Source organism: Pseudomonas sp. MM213 (genome assembly GCF_020423045.1).
GTDB classification, from domain to species: domain Bacteria; phylum Pseudomonadota; class Gammaproteobacteria; order Pseudomonadales; family Pseudomonadaceae; genus Aquipseudomonas; species Aquipseudomonas migulae.
In genome coordinates, this window is the sequence record NZ_CP081943.1 from 4784446 (window position 1) to 4810359 (window position 25914).

23 protein-coding genes are annotated in these 25914 nt (G+C 61.4%); 17 read left to right on the forward strand and 6 right to left on the reverse strand.

The genetic code is table 11. The features are described 5' to 3' along the window. Positions 1-25: 25 nt before the first annotated feature. From K5R88_RS21900 to cysC, 3 genes are read left to right on the forward strand one after another with little or no spacing between them, the layout of a single operon-like run. Positions 26-6997 carry an Ig-like domain-containing protein gene (locus K5R88_RS21900; RefSeq protein WP_226298336.1) on the forward strand — a complete coding sequence of 2324 codons (6972 nt, stop codon included), beginning with the start codon at positions 26-28 and terminating at the stop codon, positions 6995-6997. Positions 6998-7035: 38 nt separating this feature from the next. Next, complete coding sequence (locus K5R88_RS21905) at positions 7036-8550, forward strand: TolC family protein (RefSeq protein WP_008034717.1); 1515 nt, start codon at positions 7036-7038, stop codon at positions 8548-8550. Further along, a complete protein-coding gene (cysC, locus tag K5R88_RS21910; RefSeq protein WP_008039663.1) occupies positions 8534-9139 on the forward strand; it encodes an adenylyl-sulfate kinase in 606 nt (201 codons plus the stop codon). Before K5R88_RS21905 ends, cysC begins: the two co-directional genes overlap by 17 nt. 4 nt (positions 9140-9143) lie before the next feature. On the opposite strand, the gene K5R88_RS21915 is transcribed toward cysC, so the two are convergent. Beyond that, positions 9144-9899 (reverse strand): slipin family protein, encoded by a 756-nt coding sequence (locus K5R88_RS21915; RefSeq protein WP_008034707.1) that lies wholly within the window; start codon positions 9897-9899, stop codon positions 9144-9146. Between the two features lie 2 nt (positions 9900-9901). Next, the gene (locus K5R88_RS21920) at positions 9902-10432 is read right to left on the reverse strand and encodes an NfeD family protein (protein WP_223434944.1); all 531 of its coding nucleotides are present in this window, start codon (positions 10430-10432) and stop codon (positions 9902-9904) included. Positions 10433-10705: 273 nt separating this feature from the next. Here K5R88_RS21920 and K5R88_RS21925 point away from each other — a divergent pair, with 273 nt between their 5' ends. Continuing rightward, entirely contained in the window at positions 10706-11167 is a 462-nt protein-coding gene (locus K5R88_RS21925; RefSeq protein ID WP_226298337.1) for an aminoacyl-tRNA deacylase, read from the forward strand. Between the two features lie 169 nt (positions 11168-11336). Beyond that, positions 11337-11582, forward strand: coding sequence for a DUF2789 domain-containing protein (locus K5R88_RS21930; RefSeq protein WP_008034698.1), 246 nt, complete (start codon positions 11337-11339; stop codon positions 11580-11582). 4 nt (positions 11583-11586) lie between these two features. Here the strand turns inward: K5R88_RS21930 and K5R88_RS21935 are convergent, their stop codons facing one another. Together K5R88_RS21935 and K5R88_RS21940 are read right to left on the reverse strand one after the other, a co-directional pair. After that, complete coding sequence (locus K5R88_RS21935) at positions 11587-11868, reverse strand: type II toxin-antitoxin system RelE/ParE family toxin (protein WP_226298338.1); 282 nt, start codon at positions 11866-11868, stop codon at positions 11587-11589. Further along, entirely contained in the window at positions 11865-12143 is a 279-nt protein-coding gene (locus K5R88_RS21940) for an antitoxin of toxin-antitoxin stability system (protein ID WP_226298339.1), read from the reverse strand. The genes K5R88_RS21935 and K5R88_RS21940 overlap by 4 nt, the downstream gene beginning before the upstream one ends. Before the next feature lie 198 nt (positions 12144-12341). Here K5R88_RS21940 and K5R88_RS21945 point away from each other — a divergent pair, with 198 nt between their 5' ends. The 7 genes from K5R88_RS21945 (at position 12342) to K5R88_RS21975 (ending at position 19907) form a co-directional block, all read left to right on the forward strand. Continuing rightward, a complete protein-coding gene (locus K5R88_RS21945) occupies positions 12342-12770 on the forward strand; it encodes a MarR family winged helix-turn-helix transcriptional regulator (RefSeq protein ID WP_008034693.1) in 429 nt (142 codons plus the stop codon). After that, on the forward strand, positions 12767-14839 hold the full coding sequence (locus tag K5R88_RS21950) for an FUSC family protein (protein WP_226298340.1): 2073 nt from the start codon (positions 12767-12769) through the stop codon (positions 14837-14839). Before K5R88_RS21945 ends, K5R88_RS21950 begins: the two co-directional genes overlap by 4 nt. Next, positions 14836-15045 (forward strand): DUF1656 domain-containing protein, encoded by a 210-nt coding sequence (locus K5R88_RS21955; protein ID WP_008034684.1) that lies wholly within the window; start codon positions 14836-14838, stop codon positions 15043-15045. The genes K5R88_RS21950 and K5R88_RS21955 overlap by 4 nt, the downstream gene beginning before the upstream one ends. Beyond that, the gene (locus tag K5R88_RS21960) at positions 15042-15929 is read left to right on the forward strand and encodes an efflux RND transporter periplasmic adaptor subunit (RefSeq protein ID WP_192226661.1); all 888 of its coding nucleotides are present in this window, start codon (positions 15042-15044) and stop codon (positions 15927-15929) included. The genes K5R88_RS21955 and K5R88_RS21960 overlap by 4 nt, the downstream gene beginning before the upstream one ends. Then, positions 15926-17374 (forward strand): efflux transporter outer membrane subunit, encoded by a 1449-nt coding sequence (locus K5R88_RS21965; RefSeq protein WP_226298341.1) that lies wholly within the window; start codon positions 15926-15928, stop codon positions 17372-17374. The genes K5R88_RS21960 and K5R88_RS21965 overlap by 4 nt, the downstream gene beginning before the upstream one ends. Before the next feature lie 82 nt (positions 17375-17456). Further along, positions 17457-18092: a hypothetical protein gene (locus tag K5R88_RS21970; protein WP_008034678.1), complete on the forward strand. Its 636-nt coding sequence runs from the start codon at positions 17457-17459 to the stop codon at positions 18090-18092. A 309-nt stretch (positions 18093-18401) separates the two neighbouring features. Further along, positions 18402-19907 (forward strand): YdgA family protein, encoded by a 1506-nt coding sequence (locus tag K5R88_RS21975; protein ID WP_226298342.1) that lies wholly within the window; start codon positions 18402-18404, stop codon positions 19905-19907. Between the two features lie 3 nt (positions 19908-19910). Here the strand turns inward: K5R88_RS21975 and K5R88_RS21980 are convergent, their stop codons facing one another. Beyond that, positions 19911-21437, reverse strand: a complete 1527-nt coding sequence (locus tag K5R88_RS21980) for an apoptosis inducing factor family protein (protein WP_226298343.1) — start codon at positions 21435-21437, stop codon at positions 19911-19913. 139 nt (positions 21438-21576) lie between these two features. Here K5R88_RS21980 and K5R88_RS21985 point away from each other — a divergent pair, with 139 nt between their 5' ends. The 5 genes from K5R88_RS21985 (at position 21577) to K5R88_RS22005 (ending at position 25359) form a co-directional block, all read left to right on the forward strand. After that, entirely contained in the window at positions 21577-22137 is a 561-nt protein-coding gene (locus K5R88_RS21985) for a YbhB/YbcL family Raf kinase inhibitor-like protein (RefSeq protein WP_008034659.1), read from the forward strand. 88 nt (positions 22138-22225) lie between these two features. Next, positions 22226-23911 carry a vWA domain-containing protein gene (locus K5R88_RS21990; RefSeq protein WP_226298344.1) on the forward strand — a complete coding sequence of 562 codons (1686 nt, stop codon included), beginning with the start codon at positions 22226-22228 and terminating at the stop codon, positions 23909-23911. 1 nt (position 23912) lies between these two features. Beyond that, positions 23913-24479, forward strand: coding sequence for an RNA polymerase sigma factor (locus K5R88_RS21995; protein WP_008034657.1), 567 nt, complete (start codon positions 23913-23915; stop codon positions 24477-24479). Next, on the forward strand, positions 24476-25072 hold the full coding sequence (locus tag K5R88_RS22000) for a hypothetical protein (protein ID WP_226298345.1): 597 nt from the start codon (positions 24476-24478) through the stop codon (positions 25070-25072). Before K5R88_RS21995 ends, K5R88_RS22000 begins: the two co-directional genes overlap by 4 nt. A 20-nt stretch (positions 25073-25092) precedes the next feature. Continuing rightward, positions 25093-25359, forward strand: coding sequence for a hypothetical protein (locus K5R88_RS22005; protein ID WP_223434936.1), 267 nt, complete (start codon positions 25093-25095; stop codon positions 25357-25359). A gap of 227 nt (positions 25360-25586) precedes the next feature. On the opposite strand, the gene K5R88_RS22010 is transcribed toward K5R88_RS22005, so the two are convergent. Continuing rightward, on the reverse strand, positions 25587-25787 hold the full coding sequence (locus K5R88_RS22010) for a KTSC domain-containing protein (protein WP_226298346.1): 201 nt from the start codon (positions 25785-25787) through the stop codon (positions 25587-25589). Positions 25788-25914: the final 127 nt, after the last annotated feature.

A 25914-nucleotide genomic window follows, 5' to 3' on the forward strand; every position in this document is an offset into this window, starting at 1 on the left:
AAACGTTCGAGTCCGGGTGAGTAACATGTGGTGGAGCAACGGCAAGTCACGGATTACCAAAGGCGCACGAGCGCTGGCCTCTCCAATGATCATGTCCCTGGAACCGCGAATGCTGTTCGACGGCGCGGTTGCGGCCACGGTGGCCGATAGCGCCCAGGCTGACAGCCACACCACGGCCGACGCGGCCAAGCCGCCCGTTGCGGAGAAACCGGTCGCCAGCCAGGACACCCACGGCCAGGCCGATGCCACGCCCGCCGTGGCGCCCGTTGCCGTGCCGGGACAGAGCGTGGTGTTCGTCGATTCCCGGGTCAAGGATGCCGACAGCCTGCTCAAAGGTGTGGCGCCCGGTACTCAGGTGGTTCAACTCGATGCCACCAAGGACGGCTTGCAGCAGATTGCCGATTACCTGGACACCCATCAGGGCATCAGCTCGGTACAGATCATCGCCCACGGCAATGCGGGCGATCTGTGGCTGGGGAACAGTTACCTGTCTGCCGACAACGTCGCGGCCCGCAGCGCGGTGTTGGCGGAAATCGGCAAAGACATGAACGTCGGCGGCGACATCCTGATCTACGGCTGCTACACCGCCGAGGGTGAGCGAGGTTTGAACTTCGTCGATTCCCTGGCGCAACTGACCGGCCGTGATGTGGCAGCGTCCATCAACCGTACCGGCGTGGGTGGCGACTGGGATCTGGAGATCGCCACCGGCAATATCGAAAGCGCCAACGTGCTGTCGAAAATGGCCATGAGCGACTATCAGTGGGGCCTGGCGAGCTGGACGGCCACCAACAACGCCAACACCGGCGTCGGCTCGTTGCGTGCCGCCATCGCTTCGGCGCAGAACGGCGATACCGTCACTTTCAGCACCGGCATGACGGTGCAGTTGACCTCCGAACTGCTGATCAACAAGAACATCATCGTTGATGGCGACTTGAACAACGACGGTGTGGCGGATGTGACTCTCGACGGTCAGTACAGGACCCGGGTGATTGAAATTGCGGCGGGCAAAACCGTGACGCTCGATGGTCTGGTGATCACCCGTGGGCTGGTGTCGGGCACGGGCGGCAACGGTGGCTACGGCGCCACGGGCGCGATGGCCGGGGGGATTTTCAACGCAGGGGTCCTGACGCTGAACAACGTGACCGTGACCTCAAACGCCGCTTCTGGCGGCGGTGGCGGCGGCGGTGTCACGGGGGCGTTTTACGGCGGTGGTGGTGGCGGCGGTGGCGGTTTGGGCGGCCAGGGTGGCGGGCACGGCGGTTCGGCCGGGCCGGGCACCGGCACGTTGGGCGGCCAGGCAGGCAGCGCTGGCGTTGGTGGTTACGGCGGCGGTTACGACGCGACCCACATGGGCGGTCGCGGCGGCACCAGCACTGGCGGGGCTGGCGGCGTGGGCGTTTCCTACTACAGCAACGGCGGTAACGGTGCCACGGCCACCAATGGCACGATTTCCATTGGCGGCGGTGGCGGCGGCGCCGGTTGGGACAAGGTCGGTGGCGCCGGCGGCAACGCGGCGGGCGGGATCTACAACGCAAGCTCCGGCGTTATCACCATCATCGGCACGTCGAACATTACCAACAACATCGGCGCCGGTGGCGGCGGCGGCGGTGGCGGTGGTCAAGGCAGCAACGCCTCCAACGGCGGCATCGGCGGCCGGGGCGTCGGTGCGATCTGGAACAAGGGCACGTTGCTGATCACCGCCGCCAACTTCGCGGCCCTGTCCGGTAATGCCGCGGGCAGCGGTGCCGGTGGTTCTGCGCAGGGCGGGGGGACAATTGGCACCTCGCCGACCGCCGTGGCGGCAATCTACAACGACGGCGGGATACTCAATACCGCCTATGCACCGCCGCCGACCGCAACCATTGTGGTCGCCGATAGCACGTTGAGCATCGGCGAAACGAGCCTGGTGACCATCACCTTCTCCGAAGCGGTGACCGGTTTCACCAACGCGGACCTGACCATCGCCAACGGCACCTTGAGCGCAGTGAGCAGCAGCGACGGCGGTATCACCTGGACGGCAACGTTCACGCCAACCGCCAGTATTTCCGACACGACCAACGTCATCACCCTCGACAATACCGGGGTGATCAACGGCCTGGGCACTGCTGGCGTCGGCACCACCAATTCCAATAACTACGTCGTCGATACCGCTCGCCCGACCGCCACCGTCGTATTTACCGACACGGCGCTCAAAGCCGGCGAAACCTCGCTGGTGACCATCACCTTCAACGAGGCCGTGACTGGTTTAACCAACGCGGACCTGACGATTGCCAACGGCACCTTGACGGCGGTGAGCAGCAGCGATGGCGGCATCACCTGGACGGCCACGTTCACACCGACGGCCAGCATTACTGACTCGACCAACCTGATCACCCTGGACAACACCGGTGTCAGCGACCTGGCGGGCAACGCCGGCAGCGGCACCACCGACTCGAGCAACTACGCCATTGATACCGTGCGGCCGACCGTGACCATCGTCGTGGCCGACACCGCGCTGAGCATCGGCGAAACCTCGCTGGTGACGTTCACCTTCAGCGAAGCGGTCAGTGGTTTCACCAACGCCGACCTGACCATCGCCAACGGCACATTGACGGCGGTGAGCAGCAGCGATGGCGGCATCACCTGGACCGCGACCTTCACACCGACCGCCAGCATCAATGACACGACCAACCTGATCGTCCTGAACAACACCGGCATCAGCGACCTGTCGGGCAACGCCGGCAGCGGCACCACCGATTCCAACAATTACGCCATTGATACCGTGCGTCCTACCGCGACCATCGTGGTGGCCGACAATGCACTGAAAATCGGCGAAACCTCGCTGGTGACCATCACCTTCGCCGAGGCGGTGAGCGGTTTCAGCAACGCCGACCTGACCATCGCCAACGGTACGCTGACGGCAGTGAGCAGCAGCGACGGCGGCATCACCTGGACGGCGACCTTCACCCCGACCAGCGCCATCACCGACAGCACCAACCTGATCACCCTGGACAACACGGGTGTCAGCGACCTGTCGGGCAACGCGGGCAGCGGCACCACCGACTCCAACAACTACGCCATCGATACCGTGCGGCCAACGGCAACCATCGTCGTGGCGGACACTTCGCTGAGGATCGGTGAAACCTCGCTGGTGACCATCACCTTCAGTGAAGCGGTCAGTGGTTTGACCAACGCGGACCTGACGATTGCCAACGGCACCTTGAGCGCCGTCAGCAGCAGCGATGGCGGCATCACCTGGACTGCGACCTTCACGCCGAGCGCCAGCATCAACGACACGACCAACCTGATCACCCTGGACAACACCGGCATCAGCGACCTGGCGGGCAACGCCGGCAGCGGCACGACCGATTCCAATAATTACGCCATCGACACCGTGCGTCCGACCGCCACGATTGTGCTGGCCGATACTTCACTGACCGCCGGCGAAACGTCGCTGGTGACCATCACCTTCAGCGAAGCGGTCAGCGGTTTCACCAATGCGGACCTGAGCATCGCCAACGGCACCTTGAGCGCGGTGAGCAGCAGCGACGGCGGCATCACCTGGACCGCGACCTTCACGCCAACGGCAGGTGTGAACGATGCGACCAACGTCATTACCCTGAACAATACCGGTGTGGCCGACCTCTCCGGCAACACAGGCAGCGGGACTACCAACTCCGGTAACTACACGATTGATACCGTGGCACCGACAGCCACCATTGTCGTCGCCGACACCGCGCTGAGAATCGGCGAAACCTCGCTGGTGACCATCACGTTCTCCGAGGCCGTGACCGGTTTCAGCAACGCCGACCTGACGATTGCCAACGGCACCTTGAGCGCGGTGAGCAGCAGCGACGGCGGCATTACCTGGACCGCCACCTTCACGCCAACCGTCAGCATCACCGATGCGACCAACCTGATCATCCTGGATAATAGCGGCGTGCAGGGGGGCAGCAGCGGCAACGTGGGCATCGGCACCAGCAATTCGAACAACTACGCCATCGACACCGTGCGTCCGACAGCAACCGTCGTCGTGGCGGATACTGCGTTGAGGATCGGTGAAACCTCACTGGTGACCATCACCTTCAGCGAGGCGGTCACTGGTTTCACCAACGCCGACCTGACGATTGCCAACGGCACCTTGAGCGCGGTCAGCAGCAGCGATGGCGGCATCACCTGGACCGCGACCTTCACGCCGAGCGCCAGCATCAACGACACGACCAACCTGATCACCCTGGACAACACCGGCATCAGCGACCTGTCGGGCAACGCCGGCAGCGGCACCACCGATTCCAATAATTACGCCATCGACACCGTCCGGCCTACCGCGACCATCGTCGTGGCCGACCCGACCCTGACCGCCGGCGAAACCTCGCTGGTGACCATCACCTTCAGCGAAGCGGTCAGCGGTTTCACCAATGCGGACCTGAGCATCGCCAACGGCACCTTGAGCGCGGTGAGCAGCAGCGACGGCGGCATCACCTGGACCGCGACCTTCACGCCAACAGTGGGTGTGAACGATGCGACCAACGTCATCACCCTGAACAATACCGGTGTGGCCGATCTTTCCGGCAACGCGGGCAGCGGCACCACCAACTCTGGTAACTACACGATCGACACCGTGATTCCGACGGCCACCATTGTCATTGCCGACAACGCGCTGAAAATCGGCGAAACGTCCCTGGTGACCATCACGTTCTCCGAGGCCGTGACCGGTTTCAGCAACGCCGACCTGACCATCGCCAACGGCACCTTGACGGCGGTGAGCAGCAGCGATGGCGGCATCACCTGGACGGCGACCTTCACCCCGACCAGCGCCATCACCGACAGCACCAACCTGATCACGCTGGACAACAGCGGTGTACAAAACGGCTCGGGCAACACCGGCATCGGCAGCACCGACTCCAACAACTACGCCATCGACACCGTGCGCCCGACGGCGACGATCATTGTGACGGACCCCACGCTGGCGGTGGGTCAAACCTCGCTGGTGACGATCACCTTCAGCGAGGCAGTCACTGGCTTCACCAACGCCGACCTGACGATTGCCAACGGCACCTTGAGCGCGGTCAGCAGCAGCGACGGCGGCATCACCTGGACGGCCACTTTCACGCCGAGCGCGAGCATCAACGATGCGACCAACCTCATCACGCTGAACAACACGGGGATCGCGGACCTGGCCGGTAACTCGGGCTCAGGCACCACCGATTCCAACAACTACACCATCGACACAGCCCGGCCCACCGCGACCATCGTGGTCGCCGACAGCACCCTCAGCGCGGGCGAAACCACGCTGGTGACTATCACGTTCAGCGAAGCCGTGAACGGTTTCGACAACAGTGACCTGAGCATCCCCAACGGTACGTTGAGCGCGGTGAGCAGCAGCGATGGCGGCATCACCTGGACCGCCACGTTCACACCGACGGTTGGCATCAAGGACACCAGCAACCTCATCACCCTGAACAACACCGGGGTGACCGACATCGCCGGTAACACGGGCAGCGGAACCACCAACTCGGCGAACTTCACGATCGACACTGTGCTGCCGACAGCCACTATTGTGGTCTCCGACACGGCGCTGAAGGCGGGTGAAACCGCTACGGTGACCATCACCTTCAGCGAAGCGGTGAGCGGTTTCTCCAACGCCGACCTGACGATTGCGAATGGCACGCTCAGCAACGTGTCTTCGGGCGATGGCGGCGTCACCTGGACGGCAACGTTCACCCCGACGTCGAGCATCACCGACACGAGTAACCTGATCACCCTCGACAACACCGGCGTGGCCAACGCCTCGGGCAACAGCGGCGTGGGCACCACCGACTCCAACAATTTCGCCATCGACACCGCGCTGCCGACCGCCACCATCGTGGTTGCCGACAACCGCCTGGGCATCGGCGAAACCACCACGGTGACCATCACCTTCAGTGAAGCGGTGAGTGGATTCGATCTGTCGGACATCAGCGTGGCCAACGCTGTGCTGTCGAACCTGACCAGCAGCGACGGCGGTATCACCTGGACCGCGACCCTGACGCCGACCTCCGGCATCAACGATGCGACCAACCTGATCGTGCTCGACACCGGCACCTTGCAGGACCTCGCGGGGAATGCCGGCGCGAGCATCGCTATTTCCAACAACTACGCCCTGGACGTAACCCGGCCAACGGTGAGCATCGTGGTCGCCAACCCGAGCATGGCTGCCGGCCAGAGCACGGTGGTGACGTTTACCTTCAGCGAGGCCGTGAGTGATTTCGACCTGTCGGACCTGAGCGTGACCAACGGCGACTTGTCCAACCTGAGCAGCAGCGACGGCGGCAAGACCTGGACCGCGACCTTCACGCCAACTGCCAATGTCAGTGACCCGAGCAACTTCATCGCCCTCGACACAAGCAATGTCACCGACCTGGCGGGTAACGCGGGGGCCACGGTGTCGGTCTCCAACAACTATGCGATAGACGTCGTGGCGCCGGCTACGGTGCAGGTGACCCCGGATCCGGAGTTCCTCAGCAGCGACCCGGTGACCGTGACCGATCAACCGAACGTGCCACTGCAACCGATCATCTTCGCCCCGCCCTCCGGTGATCTCGGCTCGCCGCTGACGTTTGCCCCGTTGTTCGAGGACCGGGTGATCGGCAACGGCATCCGGCCGTTGGGCGACATCTTCATGAACAACGGCGCGCTGGCGCAGAGTTTCATCGCGCAGGTGTTCAGCAGCAGCGACAGCGGCGGCGAAGGTGCAGGCCACGGCTTCCTTGGTTTCGGTGGTGGTGATGGCGGGGTTTTCAGCACCAGCACGTTGTCGAGTCTGTTTAATCAGGAGTCCGGTAACGAGCGAGACTCGCTGAATTCCTTTGGCAACCATTCGATCAAGGCCGGCGATGTTTCACAGGGGCTGCGCGGCGTGTTTGGCGCGCCGAGCCTCGTCCAGCAATTGCAACAGCTCAAAGACACCGAGCAACGGCAGGTCAACGACCTGGCCGCTGCTTTGAAACAGGCCGGCATCAGCGAAATGCAGGCCTGAAATACTTAAAGCAGTGCGTCACCCAGGGGCAGTCAAGGATGAAGAGAAGTCAGCAGTTGTTTGTCGCCAGTCTGCTCGCGTTGGCGATCAGTGGATGTGCCGTCAAAAGTGAACCGATCGAACGCAGCGTCAGCGAACAGCGCGCCCGAAGCGATCTGCAAAGCATGTACAAGGGTCAGGAACCGCTCAGCGGTCCGCTGACCCTGCATCAGGCCATGGCCCGCGCGGTGAAGTACAACCTCGAAGGCCGGCTCAAGATCATGGAAGAGGCCTTGGCCAAGCGCCAACTCGACCTCGCCAGTTTCGACATGCTGCCGCGCATGGCGCTGGACGCTGGTTATGTCGGCCGCAACAACGTCAGCGCCTCCAGCAGCCAGAGCGTGCGGACCGGCACCCAGTCGTTGGAGCCATCGACTTCACAGGACCGCGATCGTGAAGTGGCAGACCTGACCATGGTCTGGAACGTGCTCGATTTCGGCGTCAGCTACATCAGTGCCAAGCAACAGGGCGACCAGCGGCTCATCGTTCAGGAACGCCGGCGCAAAGTGATCAACACCATCGTTCAGGACGTGCGCTCGGCCTATTGGCGAGCCATGGCCGCCGAGCGCTTGCTCAAGCAGATCGACAGCCTCATGTCCCGGGTCGAGACCGCGCGCGGCAACAGCCAGAGCATGAGCCAGCAGCGCATCGGCGATCCGATCCAGGCGTTGGGATATCAACGCTCGCTGATCGAAGCCACGCGCCAACTCGAAGAACAGCGCCGCGCCCTGTCGCTGGCGAAAACCGAACTGGCGACCCTGATCAATCTGCCGCTGGGCACCGAACTGACCCTGGCGACCCAGGACGACTACGTCATCCCGGAACTCAAGGTCGACCTCGCCAGCCTGGAGCAGGAAGCCCTGACCAGCCGCCCGGAACTGCGTGAGCAGGATTACCAGAGCCGCATCAGCGCCGCCGAAACCCGCAAAGCCATGCTGCGTCTGCTACCGGGGCTGGAGTTCTCCGCTGGCGGGCATTACGACAGCAACTCCTTCCTGGTGGAGCAGGGTTGGGCCGACTACGGCGTGAAGGTGACCTGGAACCTGTTCAACGTGATTTCGGCTCCGGCGGCGATCAACGTCGCCAAGGCCGGTGAAGAAGTGGCCACGGCGCGCCGCCAGGCCATGTCGATTGCGGTGCTGGCGCAGCTCTATGTGGCCAACGCCAACTACCGCGAGGCGCTGCGGCAATTCAAGACCAATCAGCAACTGTCGGACATTGACGGGCAGATTGTCGGCCAACTGCGCAATCGCTATCAGGCGGCGGGGCTGGGCGAACTGGACTTGATTCAGGGCGAGTTGAACACCTTGCAAGCCGATCTGCGCCGCGACCTGTCGTACGCCGATCTGCGCAACGCGTACGGGCAGATTTTTGCCAGCGCGGGGCTCGATCCGCTGCCGGACCAGGTGCAGTCCACCGAAGTCCAGTCCATCGCCACCGCGTTGGCCAATCGCGAATCGGCGTGGGCGGCGGGCGACATCACGGTGCCGGTGACGCATGTCCAGACTCAATAACCTGCAGGCGCCGACGGCGAGCATCAGCCGGGCACAACGTGAAGCCCGCAACGGCCATCGCGGCACGGTGATTTTGCTGACCGGTTTGCCGGCAGCGGGCAAGTCGACCCTGGCCCAGGCGCTGCACGCCGAATTGTTCGAACGCGGCGTGCAGAGCGTCGTGCTCGACGGCGATGGGCTGCGGGTCGGGCTCAATCGTGATCTGGGTTTTGCTGACAGCGATCGCCAGGAAAATATTCGCCGTGCCAGCGAAGTGGCGGCGTTGCTGGTGGAGAACGGGCACATCGTGATTCTGGCGATGATCGCGCCGTTGCTGGAGTTGCGTGAGTTGTTTGCCACGCGTCTGGGCGAGGATTACCGCGAAGTCTGGTGCAGCGCATCACTGGCGGTGTGCGAGCGGCGTGACCCCAAAGGTCATTACGCCCGCGCACGTCGCGGTGATTTGGCCGGGTTTACCGGGGTTTCCGCGCCTTATGAACCGCCCCCGTCCGCTGCGCTGGTACTCGACACCGGGGCGCAGTCGGTCGAGGCTTGTCTCGACCGTTTACTGACCTGGCTCGGCGAGTGCGCCGTGTTGCCCAAAGGCTGATTGCTCAAGGTTTCGACAAATCCGCCATGCCCTTGAGCAGCTCGATGGGCAGTGGAAAAACGATGGTCGAACTCTTGTCCCCGGCTATCGAACTCAGGGTCTGCATGTAACGCAGCTGCATGGCGCCCGGCTGACGGCCGAGCATTTCGGCGGCCTGCATGAGTTTTTCCGAGGCTTGCAATTCGCCTTCGGCGTGGATGACCTTGGCCCGACGTTCCCGCTCGGCTTCGGCCTGCTTGGCGATGGCGCGGACCATCGATTCGTTGAGGTCTACGTGCTTGATTTCGACGTTGGCGACCTTGATGCCCCAAGCGTCGGTCTGCGCATCGAGCACTTGCTGGATGTCGATGTTCAGCCGTTCGCGCTCGGCCAGCAGTTCATCGAGTTCGTGTTTACCGAGCACCGCGCGCAAGGTGGTCTGGGCCAGTTGACTGGTGGCCATCAGGAAATCTTCGACCTGGATGATTGCCTTCTGCGGGTCGAGCACGCGGAAGTACAACACCGCATTGACCTTGACCGAAACGTTGTCGCGGGTGATCACGTCTTGAGGTGGCACGTCGAGCACCACGGTACGCAAGTCGACGCGGACCATTTGCTGGACCACCGGAATCAGCAGGATCAGGCCGGGGCCTTTGACTTGCCAGAAACGACCGAGCTGGAACACCACCCCGCGCTCGTATTCGCGCAGGATGCGAAAAGTCGATCCCGCCAGTGCAATCACCAACAGCAGCAGCGCGGCAAAACCCAGTTGCAGGCCCATGGTTATTCTCCATCCGGCGCCGCGTCAGCCGCGGCCACTTTCAGCACTAATCCCTTGCGTGCCACCACCCGGACCTGTTGCCCGGGTTGCAGTGGCGTGGCGCTGAGTACTTGCCACTTTTCGCCTTGCAGGTGCACCCAGCCGTTGCAGGCATTGCCGGGCTGCAACGACGTCACCGGGGCCACGCTGCCCACCAGTCCTGCATCGCCACTGACGGTTTGGCGCGGTCGGGTTTTCAGGGCGTGGATCACCAGGAATATCAACAGCAACGCGCTGATCAGCCCCAGGCCGATCATCAACGGCACAGGCACTTCGGTGTTGCTCAGGATCACCGCGCCGATGACGAACATCACAATCCCGCCCAACCCGATCACGCCGTAGTTGGGCAAGGCGGCTTCGGCGATCAGGAACGCGATGCCGAATGTGATCAGCCAGATTCCGATGGGGTTGGGAATCAGCACGATTGTGTCCGTCGCGAACGCCGACCCGCTCAGGGCCAGCAGTAATGCGACTGCACAGCAACGAATGTTCACTTGACCCTCCTTATAGGAGCGAGCCTGTTCCGGGCGGCGTTCCGACGATGAACCTGAGAGCGCCTCGCCATCCGTTCAGTCCGCGTTCCCGCTGACGCCCATCGCTAAATACAGTCTAGTCGAGCTGTGGATTGTACGAATTTTGTACAGTTGTCGACGGTGTTCCGGTGGGCAGATTTCCCACGCGAAGACGCCAGCGGGCCTAGACTTTTCAATGGTGAGAACAGGTTTATTCATTGTCCGTGAACGTTGTTGCGGACACCGAGGTGCATCATGCGTATGGCAAGAACCATGCAGCGCAGCCTGGAAAAGGCGCACTGCGAATTTGACATCGTTACCCACCCACACTCGGCCAGCAGCCTTGAAACGGCGCGGGTCGCGGGCATTCCTGCCGAACGGGTGGCCAAGTCGGTGATCCTCGACGACCACCACGGTCATTTCCTGATGGCCGTGCTGCCGGCGAGTCGTCACCTGGACCTGAGCAAAGTGCACAGCAGCGGCGAGTGGCAGATCACCCGGGAAAGCACCCTGGCGCATCTGTTCGAAGACTGCGAACGCGGCGCGGTGCCGGCGTTGGGTGAGTCCTATGGCCTGGACATGGTCATCGACCCCTTGCTGACCCGGCAGAACGACATCTATCTGGAGGCCGGCAACCACAACAACCTGCTGCACATGAGCGTGCCGGAGTTCCTGAAAATGGTGCCGCATGCCGAGGTGCGGGAGTTGAGTAGTTGAGTTTTGCGGCGACAGTGACATCGCTTTCGCGGGCAAGTCGGATCGCCGCACCGCTCGCTCCTACAGGGAATTGCAGTTCATTGTAGGAGCGAGCGGTGCGGCGATCCGACTTGCCCGCGATTGACTGCGCAGCAGTCACCCATCATCAGTCAATACCCAGGAGCCCGACATGGAATCCCCAACCCACAGCCTCCCTTCCCTGTTCAAACAACTCGGCCTGCCCGATGACGCCGAAAGCATCGATAAATTCATCGCCACCCACTCACCGCTCAAGCCCGAACTGCATTTGGCCGACGCCTTTTTCTGGAGCCCGAGCCAGGCGCAGTTTTTGCGCGACGACATTCTGGATGACGCGGATTGGGCGGAGGTGGTGGATCAACTGGATGTGCTGCTGAGGAAAGGGCGCGGGGTGTAACAAATCAACTTTCTGATGGCCACTGTCGGGATGTGTGGACGAGCGCGAGTATCCAGGCTGCATCCGATTCGAGTTGGTAAACCAAACGATAGCTTTGATGGGGGATCAACTCTCGAGTACCTGAAATGATTCCGACAGGGCCGCTTTCAGGAAACCGGGAAATGCGAGATATCGCATCATTGAAGCGGTTGTCCATATCGAGAGCTGCAATTGGGTTGACCGCATGCAGGTAATCCCAAATTTCTGCACGATCCTGTGCTGCTGCGGGCGTCCAGATTATTTTCATCCTTTGCTGGTTACCTGCGCACGCCTGGCAGCGAATTGTGTTTCAACTTCTTCATTGGTCAGGCCATCGCCAGCCCGCATGGAAATACGTGCGTTGTCGACTTTGCGTTGCAAGAACGCTTCGTACTCACGTGACTCTCGTTGTGTTTGAACGAACTGACGCATCATTTCCCTGACGATTTGCGAAGCAGGTCGATGAGAAGCTTCTGCTTCGGCCATGAACTGTTCACGCAGCTCAGGCTCAAGTTTCATCGTAAAAACGGCTTGTTTTGACATAGTGCTATCCTCGATGAGAGTACTGACGAAGTATATACATCTTCAGTACGCACACTTCTTTCGGTGATGCCTCTCACGACGGATGGCCACTAAATTGTTTCAAAACTTGACCAACTTTCCCCTCAAATGACATATTGATAGTTAGCAAACTAACAGTGTGTCTTTCCGCTCGTGCCAAAAAACCTCGACGCTCTCCAGATGAACATCAGCAGCTCCATGGTGGTGGCCGCCCGGCATTGGCGCAAGATCTGCCAGACCACGCTAGTCAACTATGGAATCTCCGAAGCCTGCGCCGTTCCGTTGTTGATGATCGGGCGGTTGGGCGAGGGTGTGCGGCAGGTGACGGTGGCGCAGGCGGCCGGGATGGAGAGCCCTTCGCTGGTGCGGCTGCTCGATCAGTTGTGTCATGCCGGCTACGTTCGTCGCACCGAAGATGCCCATGACCGCCGCGCCAAATGCCTGAGCCTGACCGACACCGGTCGGGAGTTGGTGCAGGCCGTCGAAATCGAGTTGGTGCGCTTGCGTAATGAAGTGCTGGAAGGCATCGCCCCGAGTGATCTGGAGGCAGCTTTGCGGGTATTGAAAGCGTTTGAAGCGGCCAACGCTCCGTCGGTGGTGAACCCTTGAGCGGATTTTTTACCGGCGTTCCCCCGGCGCGGGACTGGTTCTACGGCGTGCGCACTTTCGCGGCGTCGATGATTGCGCTGTACATCGCCATGCTCATGCAAATGCCGCGTCCGTATTGGGCGATGGCCACGGTTTACATCGTTTCCAGTCCGTTTGTCGGCCCCACCAGTTCCAAGGCGTTGTACCGCGCGGTCGGTACGTTTCTGGGTGCGGCGGCGGCAGTCTTTTTCGTGCCGATGTTTGTTCAGAGCCCCTATGTGTTGGTAATCGTTATCGCGCTGTGGACCGGGATTCTGCTGTTCCTGTCGTTGCACTTGCGCACCGCCAACAGCTACGCGTTGATGCTTGCCGGTTACACCCTGCCGCTGATCGCCTTGCCGGTGGTGGATAACCCGTTGGCGGTGTGGGATGTCGCTGAAGCGCGGACTGAAGAGATCTTCCTCGGCATCGCCGTCGCGGCGGTGGTCGGCGCGATGTTCTGGCCGCGGCGGCTGGCGCCGGTGTTCAACGATTCGGTGAACAAATGGTTTGCCGATGCCTCGACCTACAGCCTGCGATTCCTCAGCCGCAACGTGCAGCCGGACGAAGTCAGCGCGCTGCGCTCGTCGATGGTCGCGACCTTCAACACTCTGGAGTTGATGATCGGCCAGTTGCCCCACGAAGGCGCGCGCCCGCAAACCGTGCGCAATACCAAGGAACTGCGCGGCCGAATGATTCATCTGCTGCCGGTGATCGACGCGCTCGATGACGCGCTTTACGCCCTTGAGCGGCGCACGCCGGAGCTTGTGGATAAGTTCGCGCCGTTGTTGGCTGCTACCACCGAATGGCTCAACCACAAGGATGCCGACCTCGGTCGCTGGCAAGCGCTGAAAGATCAACTCGAAGCGCTGCAACCCACTGCCGAAGCGCTGGATGATCGCAAGCAACTGCTGTTCTCCAACGCGCTGTACCGTCTCGGCGAATGGGTCGATTTGTGGCAGGACTGCCGCAGCCTGCAATACGCCATACAGTGCGAAAGCCAGGACAGTTGGCGCGCGGTGTACCGGCATTGGCGCCTCGGTCGCCTGTCGCCGTTTCTCGACCGTGGGCTGATGTTTTATTCGGCGGCGTCCACGGTCACCGCGATCATTGTCGCCTCGGTGTTGTGGATTCTGCTCGGCTGGACCGACGGCGGCAGCGCGGTGATTCTGGCGGCGGTGGCGTGCAGCTTCTTCGCGTCGATGGACGACCCGGCGCCGCAGATTTACCGGTTCTTTTTCTGGACGGCGATGTCGGTGCTGTTCGCCAGTCTTTACCTGTTCCTGGTGCTGCCTAACCTGCATGACTTCCCGATGCTGGTGCTGGCGTTCGCCGTGCCATTCATTTGCATCGGCACCCTGACGGTCAAGCCGCAGTTTTACCTGGGCATGCTGCTGACGCTGGTCAACACCTCGTCTTTCATCAGCATTCAGGGCGCTTACGACGCGGATTTCCTGAGCTTCGCCAATTCCAACCTGGCCGGCCCGGTCGGTTTGCTGTTTGCGTTTGTCTGGACCCTGATCGCCCGGCCGTTCGGCGCAGAACTGGCGGCCAAGCGCCTGACCCGTTTCAGCTGGCACGACATCGTCAGCCTCACCGAGCCGGCCTCCCTGGCCGAGCATCGCCGCTTGGGTGTGCAGGTGCTTGACCGTTTGATGCAGCATTTGCCGCGGCTGGCCATGACCGGCCAGGACACCGGCATCGCATTGCGCGAAGTGCGCGTGGCGCTCAACTTGCTCGACTTGCTGGCCTACACGCCGCGAGTGTTCGGCGTACCGCAAACATTGCTGCACCAAGTGGTGGCTGAGGTCGGCGAGTATTTCAAAGCCTGCCTCAAGGCTGGCGAACGTTTGCCGGCGCCCAGTGCGTTGTTGATGACCATGGACCGCGCGCGCCGTGCCCTGAACCGCGAATGCGATGACGGCGCCCGCCTGCACCTGCTACACGCCTTGAGCGGCTTGCGTCTGGCCTTGCTGCCCGGTGTGGAATTCCTCGGCACCGGTGACCTCGAAGAACCGCTTCCCCATGGCATCGATGGAGCGCCTTTATGATCGGTGATCTGGATATCAGCGGGGTGTTCCTGCCCACGCTGCTGGTGCTGATGGGCATTACCTATGTGATTTACCTGCTGGTGCACGGGTTGCTGACGCGCCTGCACTTTTACCGTCTGGTCTGGCACCGGGCATTGTTCAACGTGGCTCTCTACGCTTTGCTGCTCGGCGCCGTGGACTCACTCAGTCGATACCTGATGACATGAAAAAACCTTTTCTGACCCTCGGTCGTGTGGTCCTGACCCTGCTGATCGTGACCTTCGCCGTTGTCGTGGTCTGGCGCATGGTGATGTATTACATGTTCGCCCCGTGGACCCGTGACGGACACATTCGCGCCGACATCGTGCAGATCGCCCCGGACGTGTCCGGGCTGATTCAGCAAGTGGACGTGCGCGACAACCAATTGGTGAAACGCGGCCAGGTGCTGTTCAGCATCGATCAGGACCGTTTCAAACTCGCCCTGCGCCAAGCCAAAGCAGCGGTCGCCGACCGTCAGGAAACCCTGGCGCAAGCGCAACGCGAAGCCAAGCGTAACCGTGGCCTCGGCAATCTGGTGCCGGGCGAGCAACTGGAAGAGAGCCAATCACGAGTCGCCCGCGCCGAAGTGGCGCTGATGGAAGCGCAAGTGGCAGTGGATAGCGCCCAGCTCAACCTCGACCGCTCGACCATCCGCAGCCCGGTGGATGGCTACGTCAACGACCGTGCGCCGCGTGCGCAGGAATTCGTCACCGCCGGGCGTCCGGTGTTGTCGGTGGTGGACAGCAATTCCTTTCACATCGACGGCTATTTCGAAGAAACCAAACTGGACGGCATTCACGTTGGCCAGAGCGTCGACATTCGCGTGATCGGCGACCGCGCTCGCCTGCGCGGCCATGTGGAAAGCATCGTCGCGGGCATCGAAGACCGTGACCGCAGCAGCGGCAGCAACCTGCTGCCTAACGTCAACCCGGCGTTCAGCTGGGTGCGGCTGGCGCAGCGGATTCCGGTGCGGATCGCCTTCGATGACGTGCCGGCGGATTTCCGCATGATTGCCGGGCGCACCGCGACGGTGTCGATCATCGGCGACCAGCAGCAGGAGCCGGCCAAATGAGCAGGGCTTCGGGTTTGGTGATTGCCGGATTGAGTTTGCTGCTGTCGGCGTGCCAGACGGTCGGGCCGGATTATCAACTGCCGGAAGAGGCGGCCGTTCACCGCGAAGATTTTCAGGGCGAACTGGCCGTGGACGGCAAACCGGTGGTTTCGGCGCCGGTGCCGGCCGATTGGTGGCGGCTGTATCAGGATCCACGGCTCAATCAACTGGTCCAGCAAGCGTTGGCGTCCAACACCGATCTGCGTGTGGCGGCAGCCAGCCTGCTGCGAGCTCGCGCGCAGGTCGAGGAAGCCGAGGCCGCCGGTGGCTGGAGCGGTGGCATAAAAATGGGCGCCGAGCGTTTGCAGGAGTCCGGCGAAGCGTTCCTGTTGCCTGAGAAAGTGCCGGTGGCCAACATCGGTGATATCGGCATCAGCGCTTCATACCAGTTTGATCTGTTCGGCACGCTCAAGCGCGGCATCGAAGCCGCCAAGGCCAATGCCGATGCGACCCAGGCCGCCGCCGATACCGCACGTATCACGTTGGTGGCCGATGTGGTGCGCGCCTACACCCAGGTGTGTGCGGCTAATGAAGAACGGGAAATTGCCCAGCACTCCCTCGACCTGCAATCGCAGAGCACCACATTGATCCAGCGCCTGCGCGACGCCGGTCGAGGTGATGAAACCCAGGTCACCCGTTCGCAAACCCAATTCAAGTCCCTGCGCGCCGAGATGCCGCGCTACGAGGCTGCGCGTCAGGCCGGGCTGTTCCGCCTGTCGATGCTGCTGGCCAAACCGGTCGATCAATTGCCGGCCGGCACCGCCAGTTGCGCGCAGCTGCCGAAAATCGCGCAATTGGTGCCGGTGGGCGATGGCGCCTCACTGCTCAAACGTCGCCCCGATATCCGCCAGGCTGAGCGTCGGCTGGCCGCTGCGACGGCCGGTATCGGTGTCGCCACCGGTGAGCTGTACCCGGACATCCGCATCGGCGCGACCATCGGCACCGTCGGCATTCTGGAAAACCTCGGCGAACCCTCCACCAATCGCTGGGGCTTCGGCCCATCGCTGCGCTGGAGCGTGCCGACCAACGGAGCCCGGGCGCGAATCCGCGAAGCTGAAGCCGTGACCCAGGCGACGCTGGCGCACTTTGATGGTGTCGTTCTCAACGCCATACGTGAAACCCAGACCAGCCTGGCGCAGTACTCGGCGTTGCTGCAGCGTCGAGAAGCCCTGGCGGACGCCGAACAATCGGCGAAGCTGGCTGCCGACCAGACGCACCGTTTCTTCCAGGCCGGCCGCGAGTCGTTCCTGGCCGACCTGCAGGCGACCCGCACCTACACCGACGTCACGGCACAACTGGCCGCCGCCAACACTCAGGTTGCGTTGAGCCAGATCGATCTGTTCCTGGCGCTGGGTGGCGGCTGGGAAAGCGGACGAACGCAAGGCTCGAATACCGGCAAACCCTGAGGCCGTTGCTATGCTTTGACTTGATGAGGTCGCGCGTCGAACTCATCAATCAAGGCTCGCGTTGGTCATGGGGATTCCAACAATGAAAAACCCTTATGCTCCCGGCTTCTGGTGCGCTATTGCGGCGTTGGTATTGCTGTCGGCCACCTATTTCTACGGCATCATGCTGGCCCACCAGATCGACAAGGCGCTGGTGTTTCTCGATAGCGCTGCGGCGCTGATCGCGGTGATGGCGATCGTGGTGGTGGCCTGGGCTTCGTTCCAGGGTCAGCGCATCAAAAAAAGACAACTCGAACAAGGCAAGACCCTGGTGCTGATCTGGGACACCAAGGTCGCTTTGCGCCGGGTCGAAACGGTGTTCGATCGTTACTTCTGGGGCAGTTACTGGCAACCGGGGCGCACGTTCCAGGAAGTCATGGGCGAACTCACCGGCACACCGCTGGAAAAAAGCCTCGAAACCTTGAAGAAGCAATGCCTGGCCCTCGACAAACAAGTGTCCGAGGACGACTGGCACTGGCTGAATAATGCCCGTGAACTCTCCGATGTCGCCGCCGCCATGGCCCGCGAACGCTATCAGCTGGATTTCTGCGACCCGCGCGCGGACGTGACGGGCGGGGCGGTGATCAATCGGGATTTTGAAGTGCTGGTTTATACGTGGACTGCGCGGCTGAAAAGCTTTGATCATCAGCTGGATGAGATGGAAGTGCAGTATTCCTGAATCAGTTTCGTCAGTTCTGACGCCTTCGCGGGCAAGCCTCGCTCCTACAGGTTTTGCGTCGTTCACACATATCGTGTTCGACGCAAACCTTGTAGGAGCGAGGCTTGCCCGCGAAGGCGTTTTCATTTCCACCGAAACCCTCAAACCCTCCGCGCGGTCCATAGACACTCTTTAACCTTTAAACATTGGGCCGCCCGGTACGCCTGATGCTAATCTCCTTCGCACTTTTCGCGCAGTCGTGACCGCAACCCGAAATGGGTTCAGGGAAGACGACCACACCTCAAACAACGGACATTGAACGGGTCATTCATGAATAAATCAGCAGGCGTGCTTCTTGGAATCGTCGTGGCCATCGGTGCAATCAGCGCCGGCGGTGCCTGGTTCACCGGCACCAAACTCGAAGGGGTGCTGAACACCTCGATCGCCGACGCCAACAAAGAGCTGCAAGCCGCGCTGGTCGGTTCCAACGGCACCGCGTCGCTGGAACTGGTATCGCTTGAGCGCCACGTATTCAGCAGCACCGCGCACTACCGCCTCAAGGGCGAGGGCGAGATGTTCGGCGAGGCTCCGGTCGAACTGCTTTTCGCCGACCGCATCGAACACGGTCCGCTGCCGCTCTCGCGCCTGATGTCGCTGAAATTGCTGCCGGTCATGGCCACCAGTCACTACGAACTGGAAAAGACCCCGGTCACCGAGAAGTGGTTCGCCGCTGCCAAGGACAAATCGCCGCTCACCGGCGTGGTCAACATCGGCTATGACAACGCCACCAACGGCACCCTCGAACTGCTGCCGCTGGATGTTGCGCTGGACGACAAGTCCCACCTGAAATTTTCCGGCCTGAACCTCGAGGTCGCCGCCAACGCCCAGGCGCAGAAAGTCAAAGCCAACGGCTACATGGACAACTTCACACTGACCACCGTGGCTGAAGACCAGACACCGGTGAAAGTCGAATTGAGCGGCCTGACCCTGGCCAGCAATCTCGTCAAAAGTACCTACGGCTTTTACACCGGCGAGAACACCGTCGAGCTGACCGACAGCAAGACCACCTTTGGCGCTCAGCAGTCGGTGTTGGGCATCAAGAAATTTGAAATGAAGAACCAGACCGAAGAGTCGGGCACCAGCGCTTCCGGGCGTGCCGATTACAAGATCGGTGAAGTGTCCCTGAACGGCAAGACGGTCGGCTCCGCACAGATGGCCATGAGCCTGAAGAACCTCGACATTCCATCCACGATGTCGTTGATGCAGATCTACCAGACCAAACTGCAACCGTACGAGAAGGCCGCCGCCGAAGCGGTTGCAGCTGGCGAACCTGCCCCCGAACTGGTCTTGACCCCGGAAGAAGAGGCCCAGGTGAAAACCGGTCTGGAGAAACTGCTGGCAGCCGGCCCGCAAGTGGCTCTGGAAAACCTGTCGTTCACCACCACCAACGGTGAAAGTCGCGCCAACCTGGTACTCGACCTGACCAAGCCACAATCTTTGGACCTGACGCCGGATCAACTGATCAAACAGTTGATTGCCCTGCTGGACGTCAATATCCAGGTGTCCAAACCGATGCTGGTTGATTTGCTCAGCGTCCAGAGCCAGATCGACGGCCAGGCCGACGTCAAGGTCGTTGCCGATCAAGCCACGGCCACCGCCGACATGTTCGGCGCCATGGCGGTCGGTACGCAGTTCGCCACGCTGGACGGCACTAACATCGTCAGCAAACTGCACTACGCCAACAACCAGGTGGAGTTCAACGGCCAGAAAATGACCCTCGAAGAGTTTATCGGCTTTGTGATGAGCAAACTCGGTGGGGCAGGCGTTGTTCAGTAACGCCTAGACGTCCCGAATCAGCCGCCATGCCTCGTCAACCGGCAGCGGCTGCTTCATCTGCTCGGCCAGCATTGCCATCGCCCGCTCTTCATCGCAGGCGATGGCGGCGGTTACCACACCATTCTTGCCGAACAGGCCGATAAAGGGTGGATGGTACGGATCACCCTTGAACTCGACTTCGTCCCAGGCTTCGGCGTGACCGAGGTAGTCGTAGTTCTTGCCGAAGTGCCAGGTCCAGAAGTACGGCACATCCAGGTAATGCTCATCACCGCCCAGCATGTTCGTCGCGGCGATCCGCGCCTGTTGTTGCGCCAGGCGCCAATGCTCGATTCGTTGCGGTTGGCCATTGAGCGGGAAGGTCGCGATATCACCAGCCGCCCAAAGCCCTTCGGTCACGCGCATCCCGCCGTCGACCTTCAGTGACTGATCCTTTTCCGTTGGCAAATCCTTGAACGGCCCGGTGGCCGGGCTGACGCCAATGCCGACCAATACCAAATCTGCCGGAAAGCGCTGACCGTTATCCAGGCGCACCGCTTCGACCTTGTTCGTGCCTTCGATCTGCGCGGCTTCACCCTCCGTATGAAACACCACGCCGTGGGCCACATGGTGGGCAAGAATCGCTTTGCCGACCGTTTCGCCGAACTGTTTGGCGAAGGGCACCGGGTGGCGGGCCAGGACGGTGACGTCCAGACCGTATTCGCGTAGCGCCGCAGCGGACTCCATCGCGATAAAGCTGTCACCGATGATCACTGCCCGCTGGCCGGGTTTGGCGGCGTTCAGAATCCGTTGTGCCTGGTCTTTCGAGCGCAGCAAGAACACCTGCGGCAGGTCGGCGCCGGGAATGTCGAGAGCGTTCGGTGTGCCGCCCGTGGCAATCAGCGCGGCGTCATAGGTCAATGTCTGGCCGTCCTTGAGCTGCACCGTCCGGTTTTGTGCATCCAGGCTCGCCACTTCACCGTTTATGCGATCGATGCGTTGCTCGCGATAGAAGTTTTCATCGCGCAGTGGCGGGACTTCTTCCGGCGGCATTTCCCCGGCGATCACGAATTTGCTCAACACCGTACGGTCGTAACCGGCGCCAGGCTCGCGGTCGATCAGCAGCACACGGCCGCCGAAACCCTTTTCGCGCAGCGCCGCCGCCCCCGCCGTGCCAGCGGCGCCGGCACCGATGATCACAAACGTACGTTCGTCATCGGCCGGCGGGGTGTGAGCATCGTCCAGCGGCTGATCGTCGACCCAGACTTCGTCGTCGCGCACCTCCAGGGGATAGCGCTTGAGGCTGTCCAGCGACGGCGGTTCACACAGCGCGCCGTCCTCGATCCGGTAAGCGGCCTTGTGCCACGGGCAAATCAGACGCCCATGACACAGCGCACCTTCGGCCAGAGGCGCCCCGGCATGCGGGCATTCGCCCTGATAGGCGCGCAATTGGGCGCCGGCCCGCAGCAAGACGATCTTGGTGTCGCCAATCCGGACTTCCAGGCCTCGGTTTTCGGACACATCGGCAAAACGGGCGACGCGGTGCAGTGCCATGATCGTTCTCCAGGCAAGCGTTTCACTTAAGAGTTTGGCGCTTATCCCGAGGTTCAGCCAATTCCTGCTGCCACCGCGCGAACGGTCCGGCTATAGTTTGCACGCCGACCACGGCCCCACCCGCACAAGGTGCTCCGGTATGACCCGATTGACCTCTCTGAACCCTTGGCTGGCGGCTGTTGCCGTCGCCCTTTGCGTGCAGTTTCCGGCGCAGGCCGCAGAACGCTTCACCGTCAGCATTCCCGGTGTCACCGACAACCGCCTGTTCACTTCGGCGGCGGCCAGCGATGCGGCCGGTTGTGGCGGCAAGAACCAGTCCCCGGCCCTGAGCTGGACCGCAGGCCCTGCGGGCACCCAGAGTTACGCCATCGTCATGCACGACCCGGACGGTCAGAAAGGGTTGGGTTCCGACCACTGGATTCATTACGGCATCAAATCCGCGACCCGCCAGATTCCGGCCGGTGTTGGCGCCAAGTCTGCGTTTGAAGGCGTGGGCGGCAGCAACAGCAAAGGCACCATCGGTTACATCGGTCCTTGCCCGCCGGTCGGCGACAGCTCCCACCACTACATCATCCAGCTCTACGCCCTGGACCTTGCTCCGGACGCCTTACCGGCCGGTCTGACCCGCGCGCAGTTGCTGGAAAAAATCAAAGGTCATGTGCTGAAAAACAGCAGCGTGGTGCGGCGTTATCACCGCTGATGTTTTTTTTCAGCGGGTTTAACCCGAACTGGTGAGGCTGCCCGTCTCAGAGGATGAATGGATCAATTTCCTCCTGAGGTCAGCCCCCATGTCCCTCCCTCTGCATTTCCTCCGCCCGGCCGCCCAGGGTTTCAGCGTCGGGTTGCTGCTGGCCGTTGCCGGTTGTGGTGTTTCGTCCAAGCCTGAATCCCCTTCAGTTGCGTCTCCTGCACAACATGAGCTGGTGCGCAGTGAGGCGATCATGGCCGATGCGACCTTGGCCAAACGCAGCGTGAGTCCGGCACCGATGGCGAGTTTCGCGCCTGAATCTGCGCCGCCGGGTTATCAGGATGAGCAGCGCGAGCAGTATCAGGCGCTGGCGGATAACCCGATTCACAGCGTCGCCGAGGCGCCGGTCTCGACCTTCAGCGCCGACGTCGACACCGGCGCTTATGCCAATGTCCGCCGCCTGCTCAATCAAGGCCGACTGCCACCAGAAGGTGCGGTGCGCCTGGAGGAGATGGTCAATTACTTCCCCTACGACTACGCGTTGCCCACCGATGGCTCGCCGTTTGGTGTGACCACGGAACTGGCGCCGTCACCGTGGAACCCGCACACCCGCTTGTTGCGCATTGGCATCAAGGCATCGGACCGTGCGGTGGCTGAACTGGCCCCGGCGAATCTGGTGTTTCTGGTGGATGTGTCCGGTTCGATGGACCGTCGCGAGGGGCTGCCGCTGGTCAAAAGCACGCTGAAATTGCTGGTCGATCAATTGCGCGTGCAGGATCGGGTGTCGCTGGTGGTCTACGCCGGCGATTCGCGTGTGGTGCTGGAGCCAACTTCCGGACGGGAAAAAGCGAAAATTCGCACAGCCATCGATCAATTGACGGCGGGCGGCTCCACCGCCGGGGCGTCGGGCATCGAGCTGGCCTATCAAATGGCGCAGCAAGCGTTCATCCCCAAAGGCATCAACCGCATCCTGCTGGCCACCGACGGCGACTTCAACGTCGGCATCAGCGACTTCGACAGCCTCAAGCAAATGGCTGTGGATAAACGCAAGACCGGCGTTTCCCTGACCACCCTGGGTTTTGGTGTGGATAACTACAATGAACACCTGATGGAACAACTGGCCGATGCCGGCGATGGCAACTATGCGTACATCGACAACCTGCGCGAGGCGCGCAAAGTGCTGGTGGATCAGCTCGGTTCGACCCTCGCGGTGGTGGCGAAGAACGTGAAACTGCAAGTGGAGTTCAACCCGGCGCAGGTCAGCGAGTATCGGTTGCTGGGCTATGAGAATCGCGCGTTGAAGCGTGAGGATTTCAGCAACGACAAGGTCGATGCCGGTGAAATCGGTGCAGGGCATACGGTCACGGCGTTGTACGAAATTGTTCCGAAGGGTGAGATGGGCTGGTTGGAACCATTGCGGTATGGCAGCGCTGAGTCAGCCACTTCGGCAAAGTCTGGAGAATTGGCGATGCTGCGTGTGCGTTATCAGCTGCCGGAAGGTGGGAACAGTCGCTTGATTGAGCGGCCGATTGCCGCTGGTTCGGAAGGCAAGGCCAGTGACGACCTTAGATTTGCGGCGGCCGTGGCGGCGTTTTCCCAACAGCTCAAGGACGGGCGTTATACCGGCGATTTCAGCTTGAAGGACACGCAGGCGTTGGCTCGCGGTGCGCGGGGTGATGATCCATTCGGTCTGCGTTCTGAGTTCGTGCAATTGGTGGAACTGGCGCAGAGCCTGCGAACCACCACCGCATCCAACAGCGAACCGGTTAAAGGAGGCTACAACTGACATGTCTGCTCTTGAACCGAGCGACGAATCACTGCTGGCCCGTTACCGCAAAGGCGACGGGCCGGCGTTCGAGATTCTGTACGCCCGTCACCGGCAAGGTCTTTATCGTTTCCTGCTAGGCCTCAGCGGCAAATCCGAACTCGCCGAAGAGGTCTACCAGGAAACCTGGCTGAGCCTGATCCGCAGCACCAGTCAGCCACAAGGTCGGGCGAATTTTCGTACCTGGCTTTACCAGATCGCCCGCAATCGCCTGATCGATCACTGGCGCAAACACGGAATCCACAACCCCTTGCACGACAGCTATGACGAGCAAACCCACGCCCTGGCCGATGACGCCGCCGATCCCGAACAACTGCTGAGCCTGAGCCGCGATAACCAGCGCCTCGAATCCGCCCTGCAAACCTTGCCCACCGACCAGCGCGAAGTGTTCCTGCTGCGCGCCCACGGCGATCTCGACCTGCCGCAGATCGCCACCCTCACCGAAACACCGCTGGAAACCGTCAAGAGCCGCTTGCGCTACGCCCAGCAAAAACTGCGTCGGCTGCTGGCCGAGGAGGTACTGACATGACTGACGCCCGCAAAACACCAGACGATGAAATGCTTCAGCATTTCCGCGAGCATTCGACCGCCGAACCGCCGAGCCATCTTGATGCGTTCATCCTGGCCGCCGCACAGCGTGAAGTCCCCGCGCCGAAACCGAGTCTGTGGCAGCGCTGGGTTCAGGCTTGCCAGAAACCCCGTTGGCAGGTCGCATTTGCCAGCCTTGTCGGTGTCGCGCTGATGCTGGCGCTGGTGCAACGCACACCGGAGCAAGTACCGAGTTACGACTTCGCCCCCAAAGCATCTGCCCCGGTTGCCAAAAAAGAGGCAGCGCAAGCACCGTCGTCAGTTGCGCGCTCGTTGGCTGCCCCAGCCGCGCCGATGGCCGATTTTGCCGCCCCCGCGCAGAGCGAATCGATCAGTGTCGAAATGGCCGAGGAAGCAAAAGTCAGCAAACGCGCCGCCGCGCCGGTGAAAACCCTGGATGAGCAGTTGCTTGAAGTGGTTCGCCTGCAGAACGCCGGTCAGGCACGTGAGGCGGATGAATTGTTGGCGACATTACACAAACGCTTTCCCAAGGAAAATCTCGCGGCCCGGCTTAAGGAATTGAAGAAAAACTGAGGAATCAGAAGCTCTGCGATTTGGCATCCACCCCCGAAAGCGCGCACTATCGGCCTATAGCCGATGCGTTGGAGGATGCCGTGGCAAAAAAAATCGACCGCATCGCCCAAATGCTCAACTGCCCGGTCAAGGGCGAGGAACTGCGGCGAGCAGTGACCGAGAGTCGTAAGGAGTTTCTTCTGGCGAAACAGGCAGAAGAGGTTCTGGAGGAGGACGTCCTTGATGAAGAAGAGTTTGAGGACGACGAAGACGATGATTACGACGAGTTCGACTGGACGACTGAATGAAAAAACCGTTTCGGCGGTTTTTTATGGCCCACAAAAAAGCCCCAGACCCTACGGCCTGAGGCTTTCTCGTTTCTATATATGGTGCCCAGGCGTCGTTTGAACTGAACTCTGCGGGCCCCATTCTATAAGCATTTGGTAGGTGGTGATTCGGTTAGGCATACACGTGGGCATACACGGTCCATGCTGCTGGTAGGGTATTGGCTTGAAAACTTACCCCATGCAATGCGCTAGCACTGGTAGCGATCTTTAATGACTCTGTCGAAATACGACCCTTTGGAGCCTGCCGCCATCAAACCCTGATGTACGTCTGATGGCACGCGGCAGAAGTCGTATGTGCGCCCTTGTTTGAACGTGATTTTCATCCGGCCTGTGGTGGCGTCGTAGCCCACAGCCGTGATTGCCGACGAGATCACACGAACCATATCCATAGCGCTTTCCCTAACACTGACTGGCAACCGACCTGGTAGCTTGGCTTTTGATACTAGCCGATGACCGGCAGCTCGGCGCCGTGCTGTTGGCGAAAGCGTAAAGTCCTGTCACCGAACCCGGAAAACT